The organism is Pseudomonas parasichuanensis, from assembly GCF_021601385.1.
In the GTDB taxonomy this organism is placed as follows: Bacteria; Pseudomonadota; Gammaproteobacteria; order Pseudomonadales; family Pseudomonadaceae; genus Aquipseudomonas; species Aquipseudomonas parasichuanensis.
In genome coordinates this window covers 56,829-81,010 of sequence record NZ_BQHO01000011.1, presented here as the reverse complement: position 1 = coordinate 81,010, position 24,182 = coordinate 56,829, and the positions used below count along the sequence as shown (strand labels likewise).

At 63.3% G+C, this 24,182-nt stretch carries 20 protein-coding genes; 16 read left to right on the top strand and 4 right to left on the bottom strand.

The features are described from left to right. Nucleotides 1-16: 16 nt before the first annotated feature. The 5 genes from L6D77_RS11455 (at nucleotide 17) to L6D77_RS11435 (ending at nucleotide 3,627) form a co-directional block, all read left to right on the top strand. Entirely contained in the window at nucleotides 17-946 is a 930-nt protein-coding gene (locus L6D77_RS11455; RefSeq protein WP_232883460.1) for a LysR substrate-binding domain-containing protein, read from the top strand. A gap of 171 nt (nucleotides 947-1,117) precedes the next feature. After that, the gene (purE, locus tag L6D77_RS11450; RefSeq protein ID WP_232883459.1) at nucleotides 1,118-1,609 is read left to right on the top strand and encodes a 5-(carboxyamino)imidazole ribonucleotide mutase; all 492 of its coding nucleotides are present in this window, start codon (nucleotides 1,118-1,120) and stop codon (nucleotides 1,607-1,609) included. Nucleotides 1,610-1,619: 10 nt separating this feature from the next. After that, nucleotides 1,620-2,702, top strand: a complete 1,083-nt coding sequence (locus tag L6D77_RS11445) for a 5-(carboxyamino)imidazole ribonucleotide synthase (RefSeq protein WP_232883458.1) — start codon at nucleotides 1,620-1,622, stop codon at nucleotides 2,700-2,702. A 95-nt stretch (nucleotides 2,703-2,797) separates the two neighbouring features. Next, on the top strand, nucleotides 2,798-3,043 hold the full coding sequence (locus L6D77_RS11440; RefSeq protein ID WP_050707557.1) for a GlsB/YeaQ/YmgE family stress response membrane protein: 246 nt from the start codon (nucleotides 2,798-2,800) through the stop codon (nucleotides 3,041-3,043). Between the two features lie 50 nt (nucleotides 3,044-3,093). Continuing rightward, on the top strand, nucleotides 3,094-3,627 hold the full coding sequence (locus L6D77_RS11435; RefSeq protein ID WP_232883457.1) for a DUF3299 domain-containing protein: 534 nt from the start codon (nucleotides 3,094-3,096) through the stop codon (nucleotides 3,625-3,627). A 121-nt stretch (nucleotides 3,628-3,748) separates the two neighbouring features. On the opposite strand, the gene L6D77_RS11430 is transcribed toward L6D77_RS11435, so the two are convergent. Next, the gene (locus tag L6D77_RS11430; protein WP_232883456.1) at nucleotides 3,749-4,645 is read right to left on the bottom strand and encodes a D-hexose-6-phosphate mutarotase; all 897 of its coding nucleotides are present in this window, start codon (nucleotides 4,643-4,645) and stop codon (nucleotides 3,749-3,751) included. Nucleotides 4,646-4,718: 73 nt separating this feature from the next. Next, nucleotides 4,719-5,117, bottom strand: coding sequence for an acyl-CoA thioesterase (locus L6D77_RS11425; protein ID WP_003253317.1), 399 nt, complete (start codon nucleotides 5,115-5,117; stop codon nucleotides 4,719-4,721). 361 nt (nucleotides 5,118-5,478) lie between these two features. Between L6D77_RS11425 and L6D77_RS11420 the strand changes: the two genes are divergently transcribed. From L6D77_RS11420 to L6D77_RS11370, 11 genes are all read left to right on the top strand, one after another. After that, entirely contained in the window at nucleotides 5,479-6,768 is a 1,290-nt protein-coding gene (locus L6D77_RS11420) for an MFS transporter (RefSeq protein WP_232883455.1), read from the top strand. Nucleotides 6,769-7,021: 253 nt separating this feature from the next. Further along, nucleotides 7,022-9,616 (top strand): S-type pyocin domain-containing protein, encoded by a 2,595-nt coding sequence (locus tag L6D77_RS11415; RefSeq protein WP_232883454.1) that lies wholly within the window; start codon nucleotides 7,022-7,024, stop codon nucleotides 9,614-9,616. Then, on the top strand, nucleotides 9,613-10,128 hold the full coding sequence (locus tag L6D77_RS11410; RefSeq protein ID WP_232883453.1) for a DUF6392 family protein: 516 nt from the start codon (nucleotides 9,613-9,615) through the stop codon (nucleotides 10,126-10,128). Before L6D77_RS11415 ends, L6D77_RS11410 begins: the two co-directional genes overlap by 4 nt. A 61-nt stretch (nucleotides 10,129-10,189) precedes the next feature. Further along, a complete protein-coding gene (locus tag L6D77_RS11405) occupies nucleotides 10,190-11,686 on the top strand; it encodes an S-type pyocin domain-containing protein (protein ID WP_236170047.1) in 1,497 nt (498 codons plus the stop codon). A gap of 173 nt (nucleotides 11,687-11,859) precedes the next feature. Next, a complete protein-coding gene (locus L6D77_RS11400) occupies nucleotides 11,860-12,858 on the top strand; it encodes a phosphate ABC transporter substrate-binding protein PstS (RefSeq protein ID WP_232883451.1) in 999 nt (332 codons plus the stop codon). 148 nt (nucleotides 12,859-13,006) lie between these two features. Then, nucleotides 13,007-15,295 carry an ABC transporter permease subunit gene (locus L6D77_RS11395; protein WP_232883450.1) on the top strand — a complete coding sequence of 763 codons (2,289 nt, stop codon included), beginning with the start codon at nucleotides 13,007-13,009 and terminating at the stop codon, nucleotides 15,293-15,295. A 17-nt stretch (nucleotides 15,296-15,312) separates the two neighbouring features. Further along, nucleotides 15,313-16,983 (top strand): phosphate ABC transporter permease PstA, encoded by a 1,671-nt coding sequence (gene pstA, locus L6D77_RS11390; RefSeq protein ID WP_232883449.1) that lies wholly within the window; start codon nucleotides 15,313-15,315, stop codon nucleotides 16,981-16,983. A 104-nt stretch (nucleotides 16,984-17,087) separates the two neighbouring features. Next, a complete protein-coding gene (gene pstB / locus L6D77_RS11385) occupies nucleotides 17,088-17,921 on the top strand; it encodes a phosphate ABC transporter ATP-binding protein PstB (protein WP_232883448.1) in 834 nt (277 codons plus the stop codon). Between the two features lie 187 nt (nucleotides 17,922-18,108). Beyond that, nucleotides 18,109-18,879 (top strand): phosphate signaling complex protein PhoU, encoded by a 771-nt coding sequence (phoU, locus tag L6D77_RS11380; protein ID WP_110991969.1) that lies wholly within the window; start codon nucleotides 18,109-18,111, stop codon nucleotides 18,877-18,879. Between the two features lie 164 nt (nucleotides 18,880-19,043). Further along, nucleotides 19,044-19,949: a response regulator gene (locus L6D77_RS11375; RefSeq protein ID WP_232883447.1), complete on the top strand. Its 906-nt coding sequence runs from the start codon at nucleotides 19,044-19,046 to the stop codon at nucleotides 19,947-19,949. Between the two features lie 238 nt (nucleotides 19,950-20,187). Beyond that, nucleotides 20,188-21,087, top strand: coding sequence for a peptidoglycan DD-metalloendopeptidase family protein (locus L6D77_RS11370; protein WP_232883446.1), 900 nt, complete (start codon nucleotides 20,188-20,190; stop codon nucleotides 21,085-21,087). A gap of 189 nt (nucleotides 21,088-21,276) precedes the next feature. Here the strand turns inward: L6D77_RS11370 and L6D77_RS11365 are convergent, their stop codons facing one another. Both L6D77_RS11365 and phoR read right to left on the bottom strand, forming a co-directional pair. Then, the gene (locus L6D77_RS11365) at nucleotides 21,277-22,617 is read right to left on the bottom strand and encodes a hemolysin family protein (RefSeq protein WP_232883445.1); all 1,341 of its coding nucleotides are present in this window, start codon (nucleotides 22,615-22,617) and stop codon (nucleotides 21,277-21,279) included. 244 nt (nucleotides 22,618-22,861) lie between these two features. Next, nucleotides 22,862-24,133 (bottom strand): phosphate regulon sensor histidine kinase PhoR, encoded by a 1,272-nt coding sequence (gene phoR / locus L6D77_RS11360; protein WP_232883495.1) that lies wholly within the window; start codon nucleotides 24,131-24,133, stop codon nucleotides 22,862-22,864. Nucleotides 24,134-24,182: the final 49 nt, after the last annotated feature.

Genomic DNA, 24,182 nt, shown 5'->3' with positions numbered 1-24,182 from the left:
CGTTGCGGAGTAGTCGATGAACCTCGAAAGCAAATGGCTGGAGGACTTCAGTGCCCTGGCCTCAACCCGCAGTTTCTCGCAAGCGGCCGAGCGCCGTTTCGTCACCCAGCCGGCGTTCAGCCGACGCATCCGCAGCCTGGAAGCGGCCTTGGGGCTGACCTTGGTGAACCGTTCCCGCACCCCCATCGAACTGACCGAGGCCGGGCAGCTGTTTCTGGTTACGGCGCGTACTGTTGTCGACCAGTTGAGCGAAGTTCTGCGCCATTTGCATCATCTTGAGGGCGGGCAGGGTGAGGTGATCCAGGTGGCCGCGGCGCACTCGCTGGCTTCGGGGTTTTTCCCCCGTTGGGTGGCCCAGTTGCGCAACGACGGTTTGAACATCGCCACCCGCCTGGTGGCCACCAACGTGGGAGATGCGGTGCATGCATTGCGCGAGGGTGGCTGCGACCTGATGCTGGCGTTCTACGACCCGGACGCCGCGCTGCAAATGGATGCCGAAATCTTCCCTTCCTTGCACATGGGCAACACCGAAATGCTCCCGGTATGCGCAGTTGCGCCCGATGGCAAGCCGTTGTTCGACCTGGAAGGTGAGGGCAGTGTGCCCTTGCTGGCCTACAGCGCCGGTGCCTTCCTCGGCCGTTCGGTCAACCTGCTGCTGCGCCAGCGCAACCTGCGCTATACCACGGTGTATGAAACGGCCATGGCCGACAGCCTCAAAAGCATGGCATTGGAAGGCATGGGCATCGCCTGGGTGCCCAAGCTGTCGATGCGCGGCGAGCTTGAGCGCGGCGAGCTGGTGGTCTGTGGCGCCAGCCAGTGGCATGTGCCGCTGGAAATCCGCCTGTATCGCTGCGCCCTGGTGCGCAAGGCCAACGTGCGCTTGCTGTGGCGCAAGCTCGAAGGCGGTTCAGTTGACCCAAAAGTCAGCCAAAGCCCCGAAAAATAAGGGCGACAGTTGGTCGCCGGGGGTGCCGTGACGGCTGTGCGTTACGGTATACTGCGCGGCCTTTCGACCGGATAGCTCCGGTCCAGATCAGCAAACAAGCCACGCCGGTCGTCCCGCGTGGCTTGTTGTTTTTTGACGCGCCTGCGGGCGCACAAGCGAAGAGGCTCGACGATGAGTGCACTGGTTGGCGTGATCATGGGCTCCAAGTCCGATTGGTCCACCCTTAGCCACACCGCCGATATGCTGGAAAAACTCGGCATTCCCTACGAAGTGAAGGTGGTTTCCGCCCACCGCACCCCGGATCTGCTGTTCCAGTATGCCGATGAGGCCGAAGGCCGTGGCATCGAGGTGATCATCGCCGGTGCCGGTGGCGCCGCCCACCTGCCGGGCATGTGCGCCGCCAAGACGCACCTGCCGGTGCTGGGCGTGCCGGTGCAGTCGTCGATGCTCTCGGGCGTCGACTCGCTGCTGTCGATCGTACAGATGCCGGCCGGCGTGCCGGTTGCCACCCTGGCCATCGGCAAGGCCGGCGCAATCAACGCCGCCCTGCTGTCGGCGAGCATCCTCGGTGCCAAGTACCCGCAGTTCCACGCGGCGCTCAAGCAGTTCCGCACCGAGCAGACCGACACCGTGCTGGACAATCCAGACCCGCGCCAGGCTTGAGGCTGACGATATGAAGATCGGTGTAATCGGTGGCGGCCAGCTGGGCCGCATGCTGGCCCTGGCGGGCACCCCGCTGGGCATGAACTTCGCCTTCCTCGACCCGGCCCCGGACGCCTGCGCCGCCCCCCTGGGCGAGCACCTGCGTGCCGACTACGGCGACCAGGACCACCTGCGCCAGCTGGCCGACGAAGTCGACCTGGTGACCTTCGAGTTCGAAAGCGTGCCGGCGGAAACCGTCGCCTTCCTGTCGCAGTTCGTGCCGGTGTACCCGAGCGCCGAAGCCCTGCGCATCGCCCGCGACCGCCTGTTCGAGAAGAGCATGTTCCGCGACCTGGGGATCCCGACCCCAGCCTTCGCCGACATCCTCTCGCAGGCCGACCTCGACGCCGCCGTCGCCAGCATCGGCCTGCCGGCCGTGTTGAAGACCCGTACCTTGGGTTATGACGGCAAGGGCCAGAAAGTCCTGCGCAAACCGGAAGACGTAATCGACACCTTCGCCGAGCTGGGCAGCGTTCCGTGCCTGCTGGAAGGCTTCGTGCCGTTCACCGGCGAAGTGTCGCTGGTGGCCGTGCGTGCCCGTGATGGCGAAACCCGCTTCTACCCGCTGGTGCACAACACCCACGACAGCGGCATCCTGCGCCTGTCCGTGGCCAGCGTTGCGCACCCGCTGCAGGCCCTGGCCGAAGACTACGTTGGCCGCGTGCTGCAGAAGCTGGACTACGTCGGCGTGATGGCGTTCGAGTTCTTCGAAGTCGACGGTGGCCTGAAGGCCAACGAAATCGCCCCGCGTGTGCACAACTCCGGGCACTGGACCATCGAAGGCGCCGAGTGCAGCCAGTTCGAGAACCACCTGCGCGCCGTCGCCGGCCTGCCGCTGGGCTCGACCGCCAAGGTCGGTGAGAGCGCCATGCTCAACTTCATCGGCGAAGTGCCGGCGGTGGACAAGGTTGTCGCCATCGACGACTGCCACCTGCACCACTACGGCAAGGCCTTCAAGGTCGGGCGCAAGGTTGGCCACGCCACCCTGCGTTGCGCCGACATGGCCACGCTCCAGGCCAAGATCGCCGAAGTAGAGGCGTTGATCGCCGGCTGAGCGAACTTCTTGCGCTAAGCGACCCTCTGAAATGGCGACAAGCCAAAGCGCTGACTAGGCTTTGGCTTGTTCCACTTCACCACAGAGGGATTGCCATGGGCATCATTGGAACCATCTTCATCGGCCTGATCGTCGGCCTGCTGGCGCGCTTCCTGAAACCCGGGGACGACAGCATGGGCTGGATCATGACCATCCTCCTCGGTATCGCCGGCTCACTGGCCGCCACCTATGGCGGGCAAGCCCTGGGCATCTACCAGGCCGGGCAGGCCGCAGGCTTCTTCGGGGCCCTGGTCGGCGCGATCATCCTTCTGGTGATCTACGGCTTCATCAAGAAGAACTGAACACAGGCTAGAATGCTCGGCAATTCAAACCTGAGTTGCCGAGCATTTCCATGCGTGCGTTATTCCTCATCCCCCTGCTGCTGGTCAGCACCCTGGCCCGTGCCGAATTGCCCGAAACCGACTGGCTGGAGCTGATGCCCAAGTCGGACCAGAAGGCCCTCGAGCAGATGCCCGAGATCGACCACAACTCCCCCGAAGCCCAGGGCGTGTTCACTGCCAAGGGCGGCCTGAAGCAGAGCAAGGGCCTGCCGGCGGTGATGTACTCGACCAAGACCGTGGCCGCCATGAATGGCAAACAGATCCGCCTGGGCGGTTACCCGGTGCCGCTGGAGAGCGATGCCAAGGGCAACAGCACCTTGTTCTTCCTGGTGCCGTACCCCGGCGCCTGCATCCACGTGCCGCCACCGCCGCCGAACCAGCTGGTGCTGGTGCGGTATCCGAAAGGGTTGAAAATCGACGATATCTACACGCCGCTGTGGGTGACCGGCACCTTGAAGGTGGAGAAGGTCAGCAATGACCTGGCGGATGCGGCGTATGCGTTGGAGGCGGGGAAGGTGAGGGTGGTCGAAGACGCGGATCTTTGATCGCCTGCACCGGCCCCTTCGCGGGTACTCAACAGCTTTCAGGGGCTATGCAGGTCCTGTGGGAGCGGCGGTTCGCCGCTGCGACTTGCCCGCGAAGAGGCCGGTGCAGGTAACGCAAGTTTCAGATTTTTTCACAGCCGATGGTGAGCGCCAGCGCATGACTCGCCCCTGGCTTGAGCTCGACCACGTCATCCCACACATTCGCCGTCTCGATGCACAGCATGCGCTGCCAGCCATCGTCGGCCATGTCCGGCAGCTCCTGGGCGCGTTCGGTCCAGGGGTTCCAGATCACCGCGCTGCGTGAGCCGCTGGCCTGCAGCGTGATGCGCCGGTTCCAGTGCGGGTCGACGATGGCCAGCTGTTGGGGCGCATTCAGGTAGATACGATCGGTCTCGCCCGTGAAAGCCAGGTTGCCCCGCTGCTGGCGCTGCTCCCAGTCCGCCAGGGTTTCGATATAGCCCAGGCCATCGACGCCTTCCACCTGTACCTGGCGCACATCGCTCACGGCGAAGTAACTGTGCAGGGCCTGGCTGAGGGTGACGTTGGTATTGCCGAGGTTGTAGCTGGTGAGGGTCAGTTGCAATTGATCGCCCAGCTCCACCAGCAGCTTGAGCTCGACCTCATGGGGCCAGCCCGGCAGCTCGCCCTGGGCGTCGGGCAGGGTGAATTCGATACGCAGGCTGTCGCCAGACTCTTCCATACCGAGCAACTGCCAGTCGCGGCCACGGGCCAGGCCATGGGCGGGTGCCTGTTCGCCCTGGAACATGCCCTGCACTGATGCCGGATTGCGCTGCAGATTGCCAAACCAGGGCCAGCACACCGGAACCCCGGCGCGCACCGACTTGCCTTGACGGAAAATGGCCTGGTCGCTCAGCCACAGCAGGGGCGGCTCGCCGATGCGCTGGTAGCTGAGGACCTGCGCGCCCTGCTGGGCGATCAGAAGTTCGGCGCGGTCGCTGGTAATGCGCCAGCAGTTGAGTTCGCCGTGTAGCTCGGTGTCGACCTTGAAAGTAGCCATTGCGCTCGTCTCATTGAATGCCTGTCGGTCCGTTGGACCCGGTGACCTGCAATGAGTTTACCGCTCGCGCAGGTTAGCGACGAGGCACCGAGCGAGTGCGGCCGCTGCCGTCGATGGCGACGAACACGAACACCGCTTCGGTGACCTTGCGCCATTCACTGGACAGCGGATCGTCGCTCCACACTTCGACCATCATCTGGATCGAGCTGCGGCCGATTTCCAGGGTCTGGGTATAGAAGGAAAGTTGTGCACCCACGGCCACCGGCACCAGGAAGGCCATGCGGTCGATGGCCACCGTGGCCACGCGGCCACCGGCAACGCGGCTGGCCATGGCGGTACCGGCCAGGTCCATCTGCGCGACCAGCCAGCCGCCGAAGATGTCGCCAAAACCGTTGGTTTCGCGCGGCAGCGCGGTGATCTGCAAGGCCAGGTCGCCCTGCGGAATAGGATCTTCTTGTTCGAGCTCAATCATGCCGTGGGGCCTCTGACCCGTGACGCTTCGTGGGTGGCGCAGTGAAGGACGCCGTAAAAACGATTCAGCTGGTCGCATACTACGCTGATTTCGCTTCGGGGCGGCCAAAGGGGAGACTCTGCGAAACAGTCTGACAATAGAGACCGACGTTTTCGCACAACGTCCCGCACCAGAATCAACCTTTTCCTACGAGCGGGCAGTATATAGACCCGCACAGCCAGCGACGACGTCACATTCATGAATATCTGTACGGATTTTGTACCGCTATGAGCGCTGCTCGGCAATTTGATATCTTCACCCGCTACCCAATCCAGAAGCCGCATGCCAAGCGGCCTGCATACCTACAAGAGAACGAGCAGCGATGACCTCCGTGCCGAGCAGTATCGAGCAGCCTTCCCGGCCGCTGACCCGTAGCGACTACAAGACCCTCTCTCTGTCTGCCCTCGGGGGTGCCCTGGAGTTCTACGACTTCATCATCTTCGTGTTCTTCGCCACGGTGGTGGGCAAGCTGTTCTTCCCCGCCGACATGCCCGAATGGTTGCGCCTGATGCAAACCTTCGGCATCTTCGCCGCCGGCTACCTGGCACGGCCGCTGGGCGGCATTGTCATGGCCCACTTCGGTGACCTGCTCGGGCGCAAGAAGATGTTCACCCTGAGCATCTTCATGATGGCGGTGCCGACCCTGATCATGGGCCTGCTGCCGACTTATGCACAGATCGGCCTGTGGGCGCCGATCCTGCTGCTGTTGATGCGTGTCATCCAGGGCGCGGCCATCGGCGGTGAAGTGCCGGGCGCCTGGGTGTTCGTCTCCGAGCACGTGCCGGCGCGCAACACTGGCTATGCCTGCGGCACCCTGACGGCGGGCCTGACCTCGGGCATCCTGCTTGGCTCGCTGGTGGCGACGCTGATCAACACGCTCTACACCCCGGAAGAAGTGGCGGACTACGCCTGGCGCATCCCGTTCCTGCTGGGTGGTGTGTTCGGCTTCTTCGCGGTCTACCTGCGCCGCTGGCTGCATGAAACCCCGGTGTTCGCCGAGATGCAGGCGCGCAAGGCCCTGGCCGAGGAGCTGCCGCTGCGCGCGGTGCTGCGCGACCACCGCGGCGCGATCATCCTGTCGATGCTGCTCACCTGGCTGCTGTCGGCCGGTATCGTGGTGATCATCCTGATGACCCCGGCGCTGTTGCAGAGCCTCTACCACGTCAGCCCCACCGATTCGCTCAAGGCCAACAGCCTGGCCATCGTGCTGCTCAGCCTGGGCTGCATCGCTGCCGGCCGCCTGGCCGACCGCTTCGGCGCCGGGCGCGTGTTCATTATCGGTAGCCTGGCGCTACTGGCGTCGTCCTGGGCCTTCTACCACAGCCTGCCGACCCGCCCGGACCTGCTGTTCCCGCTGTACGCCCTGACCGGGCTGTGCGTGGGTATCGTCGGCGCCGTGCCCTACGTGATGGTCAAGGCCTTCCCGCCGGTGGTGCGCTTCAGTGGGCTGTCTTTCTCCTACAACCTGGCGTACGCCATTTTTGGCGGTTTGACGCCGATGGTGGTGACCGCGCTGCTCAAGTTCAGCCCCATGGCACCGGCGTATTACGTGGCGTGCCTGTGTGCAGTCGGGTTGCTGGTGGGTTGCTATCTGCTTGCCAGAAAACGCTGATCGAACAACCTGTCGCCGGCAAGTCGGCGACAGGTTGACGCGGCCCCTGTGGGAGCGGCTTTAGCCGCGAACACCGGCGAAGGCGGTGCCAGACCCAGACCTCAAGGCCGTTGCAGGGAAACCCTGCGATGGCCTTTTTATTTGTTCCGCCATCGGAAACACCTTGTAAGCACTTGCCCCGCACCGAGACATAACTAACGCAGCCGCCCACCTACTGATCGAGACCCTGAGCCATGCAGACAAGGAGAACTGTATGGCTGGAAACACATATAACGATGGCTCGTCAGGTGACGTCGTCATCCGACCAGGCCCTTCCGGCTCCAGCGGGGGCGATGGGGGCTTCTTCAGTATTGGTGGCGGCGGTGGCTTTGGTGGCGGCTTCGGGGGATCCAGCAGACGTCGCGCCAAGAAGCGTGCCCAAGCCAGGGCAGCGGCGCTGGCCAAGGCCCAGGCCGAGGAACAGGCGCGCCGTGCAGCGGTTGCGAGAGCGCAGGCTGAGGCTCAAGCTCAAGCAAAGGCCCACCGACAGCGTGTCGACAGCTACGGACAGGCACGTGAAGTACGCAGAACCCAGCTGGATCAGCATTTCGCCGCCAAGGGCGAGGCGCTATCACAGGCCCTGGAGGCCGAGGTGCTGGCGGCGCGCAGGCGTCCTGAATACGACAACAGCGAGCGTTGGCAGCTTTACCAGACCACTAAGGCACGCAACGAAACCAACGGGCTGATCGACAACAAGCGTGCGGAGCTGGCGCAGCGTAAAGCGTTGGCCCAGCGCTTCGGCGATCCCGCCATGGTTGCCGATGCGTATGTCGCGCGGCTGGCAAGCCTGGCCACAGATACGCAAATGCACCAGTTGCACCGTGATTGGGAGGCCGCCTACGCGTCAGCTCAAGAAGCCCTGTTGCTGCAGCAGGCCATCGAGCAGCTGTCGCAGCGCTCGGCCAGTTTGGCGCTGGAGCATGCCCAGCAACGGGAAGTGTGGCGGCTCAGGGAGGCCGAGTGGGAGCGCCAGCGGCAGTATGCCGAGCAGCGCGAAGCACGGATCCGTTTCAAGCAACAGGCTGATGAAGACCGGCGCCTGCAGCGGCTGAAGCAGGCAGCCACCCTCACCGCGCCGGTTGCGGCGGCGCATGCCGGTGGCGTCTTGCTGACCTCGTCGGGTGCGCAAGTCGCCGCGGGGGCTGCGACTGCTATCGAGCAAGCGGTCATCGGTACGTTGAAAGAGGTGGCAAGGATCGCGGCCATTCGGGCGGGGCAGGCGGTCAGCCTCACGGCTACCGCGATGCTGTACTCGCCGCCCCTGGGGGATGGCGAGCTGACAGCTGCGCAGCGCCAGCGGCATCTGGAGGGGCTAGGGGTTCGGGCGGACCTGTTGGGTATCACTGCGGGGCAGGATCTTCAGGCGATTGCCGACGCGGGCGGTTCGGCGAGCATCGAGCATCGCATCAAGATCGAGCATCTGCCGGGTGGAACGGCGATTGCGGTGGCCTCCACTGGCGCAGGGGTCGCCGCACAGGTCAGGGTCAAAAACGCGGTTTTCGACCCGTTATCCGGTGCCTATCGGGTCGACGCGGACGCAATCACCAGCAAGACAGTGGTACTGAGCAATGCCGCTGTGGCGGGTGAGCCGGCTGCCAATGGTCGATTGCTGATGGTGGCGCCGCAGGTCAGTGATGTGCTGGCAGGCGCCGATCTTCGTTTCGACGATTGCATCGTCTGCATTGCGGGCCAGCCCCCTCAGTACTTTTCGTTCGCGGTCGCGCCTGCCGGCACAGGGGTGGTCGGCGGCAAAGGCCAGACCGCAGGTGCTGATTGGTGGTCTGCGCGCACGGCTGATTCAGGGCTTTGTGTGCCTGCCCAGGTCGGCGATCAGTTGCGTGGCCGCACCTTTTCCTCGTTACCCGTGTTCGGGGCCGCCGTTTGGCGGGCCATGGCGGCAGACGAAGGGCTGTTGGGGCAGCTCGACGAAGTGAACCAGCGTCGCCTGCTCAATGGTTTTGCACCGGTGGCGGCCCGATCCACCTGGGTCGGTGAGCGGCGCACCTTCGAGCTTCGGCATGTGGGGGACGCTGGCGTCGGCTCGGGGCTGTATGACCTGGGCCGGCTGCGCATCCATGCGCCGGCCAGCAGGCAGGGTGTGCTCACGGTTGTTGAGCCTTTCAAGCCCTGGTTTGCCAGCGGTGTCGAGTTGGGCTTCGATGCCGCGATCGTCGAAGGCCAGCCGCCGCGTACCTGGACGCCCTTGGTGCCACCGGGCATTGAGTTGCTCGGGTCAACTGTACTACCCGAAGGGCCGACGCTTCCGGGTGTTTATCCGGGTGGGGCTACAGACCCGGTGGTGCCAGATCTTGAAATATATCCAGGGGAGAGCCCGGACGAGACTGGGGCCACAATCCCTGGGTCTGGTGGGGATGTAGATCTGCCGTCGCCGGGGTTGGTCAACTACGAACCCGCCAAGCCTTTGGAGGTAGGGGAGTACAAGGACTTAAGCCGGCGCAGTATCAACGACCTCATGGATGTGGATCACATTGTGTCCAGAAGGGCTTACCAAATATTTTTATCTGAAAGTGAGCCGAGGCTGAGCCTTAGGGAGAAAAAAGAACTTTTGGAAAAAGCCCCAAGTATTGTGATACCCGCGGAGGTACATCGAAAATTCAGCGAAACCTATGGTGGGCGGAACTCTCTGGCGAAGCAGTTGCAGGACGCTTCTGATCTTCGCTCAGCGGTGGACAGCAATCTGGATGCACTCAAGCCAGGGTTACTTGAATATGGATTTAGCGAGAGCCAAATCGAACATGCCAGGCAGCAATTGCACGAATTTCATGTGGAAAGAGGTATGTACCAATGAATGCTATCAGCCTTGAAACCTATTTAAGGTGTTTGGGCAAGAGCCATGATGAATTGGTTGCAAGCAACGTCTTGCCTCAGGCGGATCTCGAAGAAATTTACGCTGGTTCGTTCACTGTCGGATATGAGGCAGAGGCCGGCGTGGAACTTGAGTTCTGGGCGGAGAACAAGGTTTTCGAACAACTGCATTTTACGCTCGCCAAAAGGGTGCCCTCAGCCACGGTCTTTCATGGGGAGTTGGATGCGCCGTTTGGCAATTGCAAGAATCGAGATGCAGTCTTGCAGGCTCACGGGTCGCCAATAAAGTCCAAGGCGCCTTTCAATATGCCATTGCCAATGGGGGAAATTGGTGGGTGGGACATTTTCGACCTGACGGCCCTAGGATATGAGGGGCTAAGAGTCTGCTTCAGTTACGATAAAAATCTTCGAGTCTCAGCCATCAGTTTCTCGGTAAAGATGACAGGTATGGACAAAATACTTGAGAGTCGTCTAAAGGGGAGTGGTGAGATATGAAAAGCCTTACTCAAGTTGAAGTCATGAAAGATGCTTCGAGCCTGGAGGCCCTATGACAGTAATGGCAAATCGTTTGCGAGACTACGAAGAGCACCAGTTTTTCTCATTCGTTGAGACCCTCTGGAATGCCGAACTCAGCCAGCCTGACCACGACCGGCTCATCGCCCACTTCGACCGCATCGTCACCCACCCCGCCGGCAGCGATCTGATTTTCTACTCAGGCAGCGAGGCTGTTGGCATCGTCAACTCGCCAGCGAACGTCGTCGCCACCCTGAAATCCTGGCACCAGCAAAACGGGCTGACCGCCTTCAAGGGGCAGGTACCGACGCCGCCTCTAGTCCGCCAACCGCTGACGCGTGAGCAGCGGGCCTCGCAGTCCTCCAGCCGAAACCTGCAGCAAGTGCGCAATCGGCTGGCGGACATTCAAGCACTTGCGCAGCAGGTCACCCGGCAACTCGCCGACCTTGAGCAGCGCGTGGCACTGGACCCGCAGGCCGACACCCCAGATGAGCAACTTGCCGCGAGCCTTGAAGCGTTGCGCGAGCTGGAGTCCGTCCAGCACCAGGCCAGCCGCACGGTCAAACAGCTTGAGCAGATGAGCATGGCCGTTAAGTTCGCCCTCGATGCGGCAAGGCGTGATGCCTCCAGCCCGTTTCTCGATACTGCGATCCAGGCCATGGTGTTGCAGGAGGCCACGGCCGCTAGCCAGTTGCATGGCGCGGCCTTGGCTGCGACGCAGGCGCGTCACCCTGCCTTATATGGCCTTGGGGTGGAGATGATCGAGCGCCTGGAAGCGCGTATCGCCCGGCTGGCCGAAGTGACAGCCACCGGCCCGGGCTACGGCCCGCTCACCTTGCGGGCGGCGGCGAATTCGGCAGGCCTGCACCCGGCGTTGCTCACTGCGCGCGGTTTGAGCCGTGAGGTCGCCGGGCAGCAGTATCATTTGATCAAGACCTTTCGCTCTGCCGTGGCGGAGTTGCAGTGGCAAGCCACATCGCTGGCAAGCGAGCACCCGGGCACCTGCATAGATGTCGTCGAGTTCGTGCCGAGCACGCCGAGCGATGATCCGCGCTATGCCATGACGATACCGCTGGCCGAGATGTTCGACAGCGATCACCTGGACCTGGCGGCATTGGCCCAGCAGCGTGCCGAAGTAGACGTGCCGGTGCGGCTGTACTGCGCGATGCGTGGCGCAGGTGCTGGCACCGCCTCGGGCGTCAAACCCTTTACCCGTTACGCCCATGTGCTCATGACTTCAACGCAGGGCAGAGCGGTACCAGGCGCCGTGCGGGTTCGCCCGGCAGTCTGGGATGCTTCGCGCCAGTCGTTCGTGTTTACCTGCGAAGGCCCCGCGGCAGTGACCGTCGAGTGGCATGAAGGAAGGTCGGCCTATGCCGTCGAAGATCATTCACGCCCCCCAGGTATCGGCTTCCTTCGCATGCCCAAGGTGCCGCTGGTGGAACCGCTTGCCGAGCCGGCTCGTTTTGACGATTACATCGTGGTGTTCCCGCCCGCGTCGGGCATGGTCCCGGTCTACCTGATGTTCAGCGCCCGCTGAGCGCTCCAGGGCTGACAGAACCTTGCTGAAACATCCTGTAAAGGCCATCCCCGGCTACCGGTGATGGCCTTTCATCCAATTGTCACATTCGAGTCATATCGTGTTCATGCGGCCTGCGGATACTTGGGCCCGTTCCATCTCACAACCCACGATATTCCTGCTAGGAGCAAGGCATGAAACTGAAGCGTTTGATGGCGGCCCTGACCTTTGCCGCCGCTGGCGTCGCTGCCGCCAATGCGGTCGCCGCTGTCGACCCTGCAATCCCGACCTACACCAAGACCACTGGTGTATCGGGCAACCTCTCCAGCGTTGGTTCCGACACCCTCGCGAACCTGATGACTCTGTGGGCCGAGGCCTACAAGAAGGAATATCCGAACGTAAACATCCAGATCCAGGCCGCTGGTTCTTCGACCGCGCCACCCGCGCTGACCGAAGGCACCGCCAACCTGGGCCCGATGAGCCGCAAGATGAAGGACGTCGAGCTGCAGGCCTTCGAGCAGAAGTACGGCTACAAGCCAACCGCCATCCCGGTTGCCGTCGACGCCCTGGCCGTATTCGTGCACAAGGACAACCCGATCAAGGGCCTGACCATGGCTCAGGTCGACGCCATCTTCTCGTCCACCCGCCTGTGCGGCGGCAAGGCTGACGTGAAGACCTGGGGCGACATCGGTGTGACCGGCGACCTGGCCAACAAGCCAATCCAGCTGTTCGGCCGCAACTCGGTATCGGGCACCTACGGCTACTTCAAGGAAGAAGCCCTGTGCAAAGGCGACTTCAAGCCTAACGTCAACGAACAGCCTGGCTCGGCTTCGGTCGTGCAGTCGATCAGCTCCTCGCTGAACGGCATCGGCTACTCGGGCATTGGCTACAAGACTGCCAGCGTGAAGACCGTGGCCCTGGCCAAGAAAGAAGGCGGCGAGTTCATCGAAGATAACGAAGCCAACGCCCTGAACGGTTCGTACCCGCTGTCGCGTTTCCTCTACGTCTACGTCAACAAGGCCCCGAACAAGCCTCTGGCCCCGCTGGAAGCCGAGTTCGTCAAGCTGGTGCTGTCGCAGGCTGGCCAGCAGGTCGTGGTGAAGGATGGCTACATCCCGCTGCCGGCCAAAGTGGTCGACAAGACCCTGGCTGACCTGGGTCTGTCCCACGCCGGTAACGTCGCAAAGAAGTAATTAGGCAGTAATCGGAAGGGGTCGGCAGCTGATGCGCCGGCCCCTCTCCACGAATTCGTCAGTCCGAAGCCAGAACTCCTGCGCGGCGGGCTTTGTTGCGTCACTGCACTGTCATGTTTTTGTCATACGGGACCGCTAGGGTGTGCGCATGAATGATCTGGCCAACTCCACCATGACCCAAAATTCCCCGCCGGTGCGCATTGATTTCAATACGCCCGAGCTGCAACGCAAGCGCCGCATGCGCGCCCTCAAGGACCGCCTGACCCGCTGGTACGTCCTGGTGGGCGGGCTGGCCGTGCTCGCCGCCATTACGTTGATCTTCTTCTACCTGGCCTATGTTGTGCTGCCGCTGTTCCAGGGCGCCACGCTGACCAGCAAGAAAGCGCTGGAGCCGACCTGGCTGCAGCAGGATGCCGGCAAACCGCTGATGATCGCCCTCGAGGAACAGAACCTCGTGGGTATGCGCGTTTCCGACAAGGGCCAGGCCCTGTTCTTCGATACCAAGACCGGTAACGAACTCAAGCGCGTCGACCTGCCAGTGCCAGCCGGCACCCAGGTCAGCTCGATCAGCACCGACCAGCCGGGCAGCCCGCTGGTGGTACTGGGCCTGTCCAACGGCCAGGCGCTGGTGTTCCACCACACCTACAAGATCACCTACCCGGACAACAAGAAGACCATCGAGGCGGGCATCGACTACCCCTATGGTCAAGACCTGTTCACCCTGGATGACCAGGGCCGCGCGCTGGAACACGTAAGCGTCAACGTCAACGGCGATACCCTGCTGCTGGCCGGCTCCACCGGGGCCCACCTGCAGGTGATCGAGCTGTCGCGCACCGAGAACATGATGACCGACGAGGTCACCGTCGAGCAGAACCGCATCGAGCTGCCGCAGATGACCGAGACGGTGAAGAACATCTTCATCGACCCGCGCCAGCAGTGGCTGTACGTGGTCAACGGCCGTGCCACCGCCGACGTCTTCAGCCTGCGCGAGAAGAGCCTCAACGGCCGCTACAAGCTGCTCGAGGACGGCAATGCCGAAATCACCGCCAGTGGCCAGCTGGTCGGCGGTATCTCGCTGATCTTCGGTGATTCCAAGGGTGGCCTGAGCCAGTGGTTCATGGCCCGCGACCCGGATGGCGAGTCGCGCCTGAAACTGATCCGCAGCTTCCAGCTGGGCAACGCGCCGATCGTGCAGATCGACGCCGAAGAACGCCGCAAGGGCTTCATCGCCCTGGACAGCGCCGGCAAGCTGGGTGTGTTCCACAGCACCGCGCACCGTACCCTGCTGGTCGAGCCGGTTGCCGAAGGCGCGGGCATCCTGGCCCTGTCGCCACGCGCCAACCGCATCATCATCGAAGAAGGCGGCAAGCTGCTGCCACTGAGCCTGCGCAACCCGCACCCGGAGATCTCCTTCAGTGCGCTGTGGGGCAAGGTCTGGTACGAGAACTACGACGAGCCTAAATACGTCTGGCAGTCGACCGCCTCGAACACCGACTTCGAACCCAAGCTGAGCCTGTCGCCGCTGACCTTCGGTACCCTCAAGGCCGCGTTCTACGCGATGATCCTGGCTGCCCCGCTGGCCATCGCCGCCGCCATCTACACCGCCTATTTCATGGCCCCGGGCATGCGCCGCAAGGTCAAGCCGGTGATCGAGCTGATGGAAGCGATGCCGACGGTGATCCTCGGTTTCTTCGCCGGCCTGTTCCTGGCGCCGTACCTTGAAGGCCACCTGCCGGGCGTGTTCAGTCTGCTGCTGATCCTGCCGGTGGGCATCCTGGTCGCAGGTTTCGCCTGGAGCCGCCTGCCGGAGTCGATCCGCCTGCGCATCCCGGATGGCTGGGAAGCGGCAATCCTGATCCCGGTGATCCTGGCGATCGGCTGGTTCGCGCTGTACATGAGCCCGTTCATGGAAAGCTGGTTCTTCGGTGGCGACATGCGCCTGTGGATCAGCAACGACCTGGGCATCACCTACGACCAGCGCAACGCCCTGGTAGTGGGTATCGCCATGGGCTTCGCGGTCATCCCGAACATCTACTCCATCGCCGAAGACGCCGTGTTCAGCGTGCCGCGCAGCCTCACCCTGGGCTCGCTGGCCCTGGGTGCGACGCCGTGGCAGACCCTGACCCGCGTGGTCATCCTCACTGCCAGCCCGGGTATTTTCTCGGCGCTGATGATCGGCATGGGCCGTGCGGTGGGCGAGACCATGATCGTGCTCATGGCCACCGGCAACACCCCGGTGATGGAAATGAACCTGTTCGAGGGCATGCGCACCCTGGCCGCCAACGTGGCCGTGGAAATGCCGGAATCGGAAGTCGGTGGCAGCCACTACCGTGTGCTGTTCCTCGCCGCCCTCGTGCTGCTGTTGTTCACGTTCATCATGAACACCTTGGCCGAGCTGATTCGCCAGCGCCTGCGCAAGAAATACTCGTCGCTTTGATAGAAAGGTAGAGATCCGTGAAAAAGGATTCCCTCAAAGGCTGGTTCAAGAGCGGCGCCCCCGGCGTCTGGATCAGCGGTGGCGCGGTGGCCATGGCGGTCATCATGACCGTCGGCCTGCTGGCCGTGATCGCCGTGCGTGGCCTGGGCCACTTCTGGCCCGCCGACCTGGTCCAGGCCACCTACAAGGTGCCTGGCCAGGCCGCCCACGTGATCATCGGTGAAGTGGTACAGAAGGAAGAAGTACCGCGCGAACGCCTCAAGGGTGCCGGCCTGCCGGTGCCCGACCAGGGCCCGGAGTTCATGACCCGCGAGCTGGTCAAGATCGGTAACCGCGACCTCAACGGCAGCGACTTCACCTGGGTGGTCGGCGAGTGGCTGGTGGACCAGCAGAAGCCCGCCGAGCTGATCGCCCTGGAGCGCCGCGAGTGGGGCAACTTCTACGGCTACCTGGTCAGCGTCAAGGAAGAAGGCCGCGTGGTCGCCCAGGGCCCTGACGCCTGGAACGAGCTGCAGGCCCGCCTCAAGCGCGCCAGCGACCTCAACGACCAGCTGGTGAAGCTCGAGAAGAAAGACATCGGCGCCATCAACCATGGCCTCGAGCGCCTGCGCCTGCATGGCCGCAAGCTGGAACTGGACGGCAAGCTCGATGCTGCCGCCCAGGCCGACATGGACGCCGAGCGCGCCGAGCTGAACAACCGCTACAAGGCCATCGAAGAGCGCCTGAGCGGCCTGCACCAGGCCTTCGCCCGCGACAGCCTGGTGGCCCGCGACGGCAACGGCCGGGAAGTTGAGATCAACCTCAGCAAAGTGGTCCACGCGATCCAGCCGAACGCCATGTCCGGCCTGACCAAGATGGGCGCCTACTTTGCCAAGGTGTGGGAGTTCCTCAGCGACGACCCGCGTGAAGCCAACACCGAGGGCGGTATCTTCCCGGCCATCTTCGGCACCGTGATGATGACGCTGATCATGGCCGTGATCGTCACCCCGTTCGGCGTGCTGGCCGCCGTCTACCTGCGCGAATACGCCAAGCAGGGCCCGGTGACCCGCCTGATCCGCATCGCCGTGAACAACCTGGCGGGTGTACCGGCGATCGTCTACGGCGTGTTCGGCCTGGGCTTCTTCGTGTATGTGCTGGGTGGCTCGATCGACCGGCTGTTCTTCCCCGAGTCGCTGCCGGCGCCTACCCTGGGTACGCCCGGCCTGCTGTGGGCTTCGCTGACCCTGGCGCTGCTGGCGGTGCCCGTGGTGATCGTGGCCACCGAGGAAGGCCTGGCGCGCATTCCACGCACCGTGCGTGAAGGCTCGCTGGCCCTGGGTGCGACCAAGGCCGAGACCCTGTGGAAGATCGTCCTGCCGATGGCCAGCCCGGCCATGATGACCGGCATGATCCTCGCCGTGGCCCGCGCCGCCGGCGAAGTGGCCCCGCTGATGCTGGTGGGTGTGGTGAAGCTGGCGCCATCGCTGCCGGTGGACGGCAACTACCCGTACCTGCACCTGGACCAGAAGATCATGCACCTGGGCTTCCACATCTACGACGTCGGCTTCCAGAGCCCCAACGTCGAGGCCGCGCGGCCGCTGGTGTATGCCACCGCGTTGCTGCTGGTGCTGGTGATCGCCACCCTCAACCTGTCGGCGGTGTGGATGCGTAACCACCTGCGCGAGAAGTACAAGGCCCTCGACAGCTGATTTCCAAGCTTTAAGCCACAAGCGGCAAGCTCCAAGCAGATTGCCGCTTTGTCCAAACTTGCAGCTAGCAGCTTGAAGCTTGCAGCTTCAAATGGAGTAAGAACATGCAACACGAAGCTCATACCCACGGCATCGACATGTCGGCCCTGGGCCGCGACAAGCAGAGCCTGCGCCTGGCTGAAGAGACCGTGGCCATCGAAGTACCCGGTCTGTCCCTGTTCTACGGCGACAAGCAGGCGCTGTTCGACGTCAGCATGAATATCCCCAAGCAGCGCGTGACCGCCTTCATCGGCCCGTCCGGCTGCGGCAAGTCGACCCTGCTGCGCACCTTCAACCGCATGAACGACCTGGTTGACGGCTGCCGCGTTGACGGCGCCATCAACCTGTATGGCAACAACATCTACCGCAAGGGCGAGGACGTGGCCGAGCTGCGTCGCCGCGTGGGCATGGTGTTCCAGAAGCCCAACCCGTTCCCCAAGACCATCTACGAGAACGTGGTCTACGGCCTGCGCATCCAGGGCATCAACAAGAAGCGCACCCTCGACGAAGCCGTCGAATGGGCGCTGAAGGGCGCGGCCCTGTGGGATGAGGTGAAAGACCGCCTGCACGAATCGGCGCTGGGCCTGTCCGGTGGCCAGCAGCAGCGTCTGGTGATCGCTCGCACCATCGCCGTCGAGCCGGAAGTGTTGCTGCTCGACGAGCCGTGCTCGGCGCTGGACCCGATCTCGACGCTGAAGGTCGAAGAGCTGATCTACGAACTGAAATCCAAGTACACCATCGTCATCGTTACCCACAACATGCAGCAGGCGGCCCGTGTTTCGGACTACACCGCGTTCATGTACATGGGCAAACTGGTCGAATTCGGTGATACCGACACCCTGTTCACCAACCCGGCGAAAAAGCAGACCGAAGACTACATCACCGGTCGTTACGGCTAGCAGCTGGCTGCGTGGGTGCAAGTGCCCCTGTGGGAGCGGGCTTGCCCGCGAACACCGGCGAAGCCGGTGCCATCCACTGCGGCGCCTGATTCGCGGGCAAGCCCGCTCCCACAGGCCCGGTAATGCCAGTAAGCCAGGGAACGATACGAACTACTTGAAGCGTGCAGCTGCTTCGCGGAGCGAAACGATGATCAACAAAGAAAGCCTTACCCACCACATCTCCCAGCAGTTCAACGCCGAGCTCGAAGAGGTGCGCAGCCACCTCCTGGCCATGGGCGGGCTGGTCGAGAAGCAGGTCAACGACGCCGTTACCGCGCTGATCGAGGCCGACTCGGGCCTGGCCCAGCAAGTGCGTGAAGTCGACGAACAGATCAACCAGATGGAGCGCAACATCGACGAGGAATGCGTGCGCATCCTCGCCCGCCGCCAGCCGGCGGCCTCCGACCTGCGCCTGATCATCAGCATCTCCAAGTCGGTGATCGACCTGGAACGTATCGGTGACGAGTCGACCAAGATCGCCCGGCGCGCCATCCAGCTGTGCGAGGAAGGGGTGTCGCCACGGGGTTATGTCGAGGTGCGCCACATTGGCGACCAGGTGCGCAACATGGTGCGCGACGCACTGGATGCCTTCGCCCGTTTCGACGCTGACCTGGCGCTTTCGGTGGCCCAGTACGACAAGACCATCGACCGCGAGTACAAGACCGCGTTGCGCGAACTGGTCACTTACATGATGGAAGATCCGCGTTCGATCACCCGCGTGCTCAGCGTGATCTGGGCCCTGCGCTCGCTGGAGCGGATCGGCGACCACGCGCGCAACATCTCGGAGCTGGTGATCTACCTGGTACGCGGTACCGACGTGCGCCACATGGGCCTCAAGCGCATGAAGGCCGAAGTACAGGGCGAGGCCTTCGAAGAGGGCGAAATCGCTAATGTTCCGGCTGAACCTGACGATAAATAGAATTGCTCCCGAGCAACAGCGCCCGGCACCCGCCGGGCGTTTTCGTTTGCGGTCGAGCACCCTGCAGGCAGCCGCGAACGTGAAGAGAAGTCCCGGCGTGACCCGTATTTTGGCAAATGGCCATCAGTCGGCAGTATGCTAGTCGGGATTCAAGAGGAGTATCGATGAGTAAAGTCAATGTGCTGGTCGTGGACGATGCCCCGTTCATCCGCGACCTGGTAAAGAAGTGCCTGCGCAATGCCTTTCCGGGCATGGTGATCGAAGATGCGGTCAACGGCCGCAAAGCCATGGCCATGCTGAGCAAGGAGCGTTTCGACCTGGTCCTGTGCGACTGGGAGATGCCGGAGATGTCCGGCCTCGAACTGCTGACCTGGTGCCGCCAGCAGGAAGAAATGAAGGCCATGCAGTTCATCATGGTGACCAGCCGTGGTGACAAGGAGAACGTGATCCAGGCCATCCAGGCCGGCGTCTCCGATTTTGTCGGCAAGCCGTTCACCAACGAACAACTGCTGACCAAGGTGAAGAAATCGCTGACCAAGATCGGCAAGCTCGACAGCCTGATGGCGGGTGGCCCGGCGCGGGTCAACTCGGCCTTTGCCAACGATTCGCTCAGCGCCCTGACCGGTGGCCGCCCGGAGGCTGCCAAGGTTGCCGCCGCTGCCGCGCCAGCGGCCACTGCTGCCAAGCCGCTGATCAACGCTCCTGCGCCGAAGGCTGCCGGCGCTGCTCCGACCGGCCGTGGGCAGGGCCAGCTGCGCCTGGCCAGCGGCCCACAGCCCTGCGTGATCAAGGCCTTGAGCCTGAAGGAGGCATTGCTGGTAGTGCGCCGCAGCGCCAACTTGCCGCAGGTGCTAGAGGGCGCGGTACTCGACCTTGAGCAAGGCGATAACGCCGAAGTGGCGCGCCTGAACGGCTACCTGCACGCGGTTGCGGCGCTGGAGCCCAAGCCTGAAAGCGACTGGTTGCAACTGACCTTCAAGTTCGTCGACCAGGATGCGCAGAAGCTCGACTACCTGTCGCGGCTGATTGCCCGTGGTACCGCGCAGAAGCACTTCACGCCCGGCGCCTGAGGCCTAGGCCCTAGGCCTGGCCTTTGTAGGAGCGGCCTTGTGCCGCGAATGGGCCGCATAGCGGCCCAACAATCCATGCGTCGCCGTTTAAATCCTGGGGCTGCTGCGCAGCCCTTTCGCGGCACAAGGCCGCTCCTACAGGACGGTGTGATCCCATAACATCCGACCAGCTGTAACAGATTGTCTTTGTATCTGCTGCTAGGCTTCGACAGAACTCAACTGTCAAAAAGCCACTATCATGCCGCCCGCCCGCCTGCTGCTGTTCTGTGCCTTGCTCACGGCCTCGGCGTCGAGCCTGGGCATGACCGTGTATAAAACCACCGACGATTATGGTGTGGTTTCCTATTCCGACTACCCCAGCCCTGGGGCAAAACCGTTGATCGTCCACGAGCCGATGGTCGAGCGCCTCGACGGCCAGGTGCGCCTGCAGACCGAGGCATTCCGTGGTGGTGTGCGCTTCGTTGCACGTAACGAGCTGCATGTGCCCATGGAAGTCGAGCTACGCCTGAACGGCCTGGTCAATGCCTTCGGCGGCAATGCGCCGCGCCTGGTCAGGCGTGTGGTGCCCGCGCGTTCAAGCCAGGTACTGAGCGTGATACTGGCCGCGCCGAGTGGGCCGCTGAAATACGTCAGCAAGTTCGAATACGCCATGGGCGACCCGGTCCAGCGTTCCCAGGGTTATCGTTACCCCTTCCCGTGGAAGGGCGGGCCGTTTCGCATCAGCCAGGGGCCCAACGGCCGTTTCAGCCACTTTGGCCCGAAGGGGCGCTACGCCATCGACATCGCCATGCCCGAGGGCACGCCGATCATCGCGGCCAGGGGCGGGGTGGTGGTCAGGGTCGAGAACAGCCAGACCGGGCGCGGTACCAACCCGGCGGGCAATTTCGTGCGCATCCTGCACCCGGACGGCACCATGGGCGTCTACCTGCACCTGATGCGCGGCTCGGTGGTGGTGGCAGAGGGGCAGCAGGTGGTGGTGGGGCAGGCGCTGGCCAAATCAGGCAGCACGGGCAACAGCAGTGGGCCGCACCTGCACTTCGTGGTGCAGCGCAACGTGGGGCTGGCGCTGGAGTCGATCCCCTATCAGTTCGACCGGCCGATTGGCGGGATGCCGGACTTCACGGCGGGGAACCCCTGACATTGCTGGGGCCGCTTTGCGGCCCACACCCTAGAGGTTTGCACACTCTCTGTAGGAGCGGCCTTGTGCCGCGAAAGGGCTGCATGGCAGCCCTAGCGATTTCTGCTTTCACACCGAAATCCTGGGGCCGCTATGCGGCCCTTTCGCGGCACAAGGCCGCTCCTACAACAAGGCAGCGGCCCCATGGGCTCAATCCAGCTTGAGCACCTTGGCCAATACGATCTTCGGCCCTTTCATCTTCTTGATGATGATGCGCAGGCCTTCGACCTCCAGCACTTCCTCTTCCTCGGGCACGCGCTTGAGCGTCTCGTAGATCAGCCCGGCGAGGGTTTCCGCCTCGATGTGATCGAGGTCGATACCCAGCAGGCGCTCCACCTTGAACAGCGGCGTATCGCCCCGTACCAGCAGCTTGCCGGGCTGGTAGGCGAGGATGCCGCGTTCGGTCTTGCGGTGCTCGTCCTGGATGTCGCCCACCAGCACTTCGAGCACGTCTTCCATGGTCAGGTAGCCGATCACCTTGCCGTCGGCTTCTTCGACCAGCACGAAATGCGCGCCGCCCTTGCGGAACTGCTCCAGCAGCTGGGACAGCGGCATGTGCCGGGACACCCGCTCCAGCGGCCGGGCCAGGTCTTCAAGGTCGATGGTCTGCGGCAGGTGGTCCAGTTCGGCCAGTTCCAGCAGCAGGTCCTTGATGTGCAACAGGCCGGTGAACTCTTCACGCTCGGCGTCGTACACCGGGTAACGGCTGAACTTGTGCCGGCGCAGCAGCGCGAGGATGTCCTTGAGCGGGGCATGGGCGTCGATACTGACCATGTCCTCGCGCGAGTTGGCCCAGTCGACCACTTCCAGCTCGCCCATCTCCACCGCCGAGGCCAGCACGCGCATGCCCTGGTCGCTCGGGTCCTGGCCGCGGCTGGAGTGCAGGATCAGCTTGAGCTCTTCGCGGCTGTAGTGGTGTTCGTGGTGCGGGCCGGGCTCACCTTGCCCGGCGATGCGCAGGATGGTGTTGGCGCTGGCGTTGAGCAGGTAGATGGCCGGGTACATCGCCCAGTAGAACAGGTACAGCGGCACTGCCGTCCACAGCGACAGCAGCTCGGGTTTGCGGATCGCCCAGGACTTGGGCGCCAGCTCGCCGACCACGATGTGCAGGTAGGAGATGACGAAGAACGCGACGAAGAACGAGATGCCCTTGATCAGCTCGGGGGAGTCGACGCCGAAGTAGGCCAGCAAAGGTTCGAGCAGGTGGGCGAACGCCGGCTCGCCGACCCAGCCCAGGCCCAGCGAGGCCAGCGTGATACCCAACTGGCAGGCCGAGAGGTAGGCATCGAGCTGGTTATGTACCTTGCGCAGGATGCTGCCGCGCCAGCCATGCAGCTCGGCGATGGACTCGACGCGGGTGGCGCGCAGCTTGACCATGGCGAACTCGGCGGCAACGAAGAAGCCGTTGAGCAGCACCAGGAACAAGGCAAAGAGAATCATGCCGAAATCGGCGAACAACGAGGTGAGGCTGATACCAGGGGAAGGGTCCATGATGGAGTTTTACGGGGTCCGTCTGCTGAAAAGTAAGAAAAAAAGTGCCAGCGTTTGCTGGCACAGGGGATCCAATGTAGCGGCTGAGGCCGTAAAAGCAAAGGGGAGGGGGTGCCGTGGGGACGCTATGCGTCCCATTCGCGGCACAAGGCCGCTCCTACCGGAGCGCTCGATCCACTGTAGGAGCGGCCTTGCCGGGGCGCCGGACCGGCCGGAATGGGCTGCAACGCAGCCCCCGGCAATCTCAGCCCTTGTTCACGGCCAATTGTGCCGGCGCAAAATGACAGGTGAAGGTGCTGCCATGCCCCGGCACGCTGCTGATGTCCAGGCGCCCGCGATGGCGCATCAGCACGTGCTTGACGATCGCCAGGCCCAGCCCGGTCCCGCCGGTGTTGGAGGCACGGCTGGAGTCGACGCGGTAGAAGCGTTCGGTCAGGCGTGGCAGGTGCTTGGCCTCGATACCCACGCCCGAGTCCTGCACCGACAGGTGCGCGCCCTGGTCGTCGGCCCACCAGCGAATGCGGATATTGCCCTCATCCTGGGTGTACTTGACCGCGTTGAACACCAGGTTGGAGAACGCGCTGCGCAGTTCAGACTCGCTGCCCTTCAGGCGTATGCCGGGTGCGGCCTCCAGGGTGATGCGCTGGTTTCGCGGGCCGGACAGCGCCTGTGCATCGTTCTTGATCGCAGTGAGCAGGGTATCGACCAGCACGGGTTGGTTGTCCGAGGGGTAATCGGTGGCTTCGAGCTTGGCCAGCAGCAGCAGGTCGTTGAGCAGGGTCTGCATGCGTGAGCCTTGTGCGCTCATCTGCTGCAACGCTCGGCCCCAGCGCGGGTTCACGCCTTCGACGTTGTCCAGCAGGGTTTCCAGGTAGCCGGTGATCACCGTCAGCGGCGTGCGCAGTTCGTGGCTGACGTTGGCGACGAAGTCCTTGCGCATCTGTTCGAGCTGATGGATGCGAGTCACGTCGCGTACCAGCATCAGGTGCTCGTTGTTGCCGTAGCGGGTGAGTTGCAGCTGCACGCGCAGGCGGTCGTTGATCGGTGAGGGGATCTCGAGCGGCTCGGCGTAGTTTTCCGCTTCGAAGTACTCCTTGAAGCGCGGGTGGCGCACCAGGTTGGTTACCGGTTGGCCGCCGTCCTGCGGGGTCTTGAAGCCCAGCAGGGTTTCGGCGGCGCGGTTCCACCATTCCAGGTTGCCTTCGCTGTCGAGCATGATCACCGCGTCACGCAGTGCGGCGGTGGACTCCTGCACCCGGTCGATCACCGCCTGCAGGCGGCCTCGCACGCGCTGGTCGCGACGCTGCAGGTGATAGATGCTGTCGAACACCTCGCCCCACAGGCCATAGCCGTCGGGCGGTGCTTCATCGGGCTGGTGGTGGCGCAGCCAGTCGTGCAGGCGCAGCAGCTGCTTGAGCGTCCAGCCCAGGTAGAACGCCAGGCCGATGGCCAGGCTCCAGCCGTAGAAACCGCTGACCAGCCCGCCGATCAGGCAGACGGTGATCAGCAGCAACATGTGGCGTATCAGGGTTGCGTGCCAGTTCTGGTTCAATTGACGGATCCTT

Coding starts and splice junctions, on each gene's coding strand:
- L6D77_RS11370 (WP_232883446.1), top strand. CDS start 20,188: ATGCCGCCCGCCCGCCTGCTGCTGTTCTGTGCCTTGCTCACGGCCTCG.
- purE (WP_232883459.1), top strand. CDS start 1,118: ATGAGTGCACTGGTTGGCGTGATCATGGGCTCCAAGTCCGATTGGTCC.
- L6D77_RS11375 (WP_232883447.1), top strand. CDS start 19,044: ATGAGTAAAGTCAATGTGCTGGTCGTGGACGATGCCCCGTTCATCCGC.
- phoR (WP_232883495.1), bottom strand. CDS start 24,133: ATGTTGCTGCTGATCACCGTCTGCCTGATCGGCGGGCTGGTCAGCGGT.
- L6D77_RS11420 (WP_232883455.1), top strand. CDS start 5,479: ATGACCTCCGTGCCGAGCAGTATCGAGCAGCCTTCCCGGCCGCTGACC.
- L6D77_RS11425 (WP_003253317.1), bottom strand. CDS start 5,117: ATGATTGAGCTCGAACAAGAAGATCCTATTCCGCAGGGCGACCTGGCC.
- L6D77_RS11405 (WP_236170047.1), top strand. CDS start 10,190: ATGGCAAATCGTTTGCGAGACTACGAAGAGCACCAGTTTTTCTCATTC.
- L6D77_RS11455 (WP_232883460.1), top strand. CDS start 17: ATGAACCTCGAAAGCAAATGGCTGGAGGACTTCAGTGCCCTGGCCTCA.
- phoU (WP_110991969.1), top strand. CDS start 18,109: ATGATCAACAAAGAAAGCCTTACCCACCACATCTCCCAGCAGTTCAAC.
- L6D77_RS11400 (WP_232883451.1), top strand. CDS start 11,860: ATGAAACTGAAGCGTTTGATGGCGGCCCTGACCTTTGCCGCCGCTGGC.
- L6D77_RS11365 (WP_232883445.1), bottom strand. CDS start 22,617: ATGGACCCTTCCCCTGGTATCAGCCTCACCTCGTTGTTCGCCGATTTC.
- L6D77_RS11410 (WP_232883453.1), top strand. CDS start 9,613: ATGAATGCTATCAGCCTTGAAACCTATTTAAGGTGTTTGGGCAAGAGC.
- L6D77_RS11415 (WP_232883454.1), top strand. CDS start 7,022: ATGGCTGGAAACACATATAACGATGGCTCGTCAGGTGACGTCGTCATC.
- L6D77_RS11445 (WP_232883458.1), top strand. CDS start 1,620: ATGAAGATCGGTGTAATCGGTGGCGGCCAGCTGGGCCGCATGCTGGCC.
- L6D77_RS11435 (WP_232883457.1), top strand. CDS start 3,094: ATGCGTGCGTTATTCCTCATCCCCCTGCTGCTGGTCAGCACCCTGGCC.
- L6D77_RS11440 (WP_050707557.1), top strand. CDS start 2,798: ATGGGCATCATTGGAACCATCTTCATCGGCCTGATCGTCGGCCTGCTG.
- pstB (WP_232883448.1), top strand. CDS start 17,088: ATGCAACACGAAGCTCATACCCACGGCATCGACATGTCGGCCCTGGGC.
- L6D77_RS11430 (WP_232883456.1), bottom strand. CDS start 4,645: ATGGCTACTTTCAAGGTCGACACCGAGCTACACGGCGAACTCAACTGC.
- L6D77_RS11395 (WP_232883450.1), top strand. CDS start 13,007: ATGAATGATCTGGCCAACTCCACCATGACCCAAAATTCCCCGCCGGTG.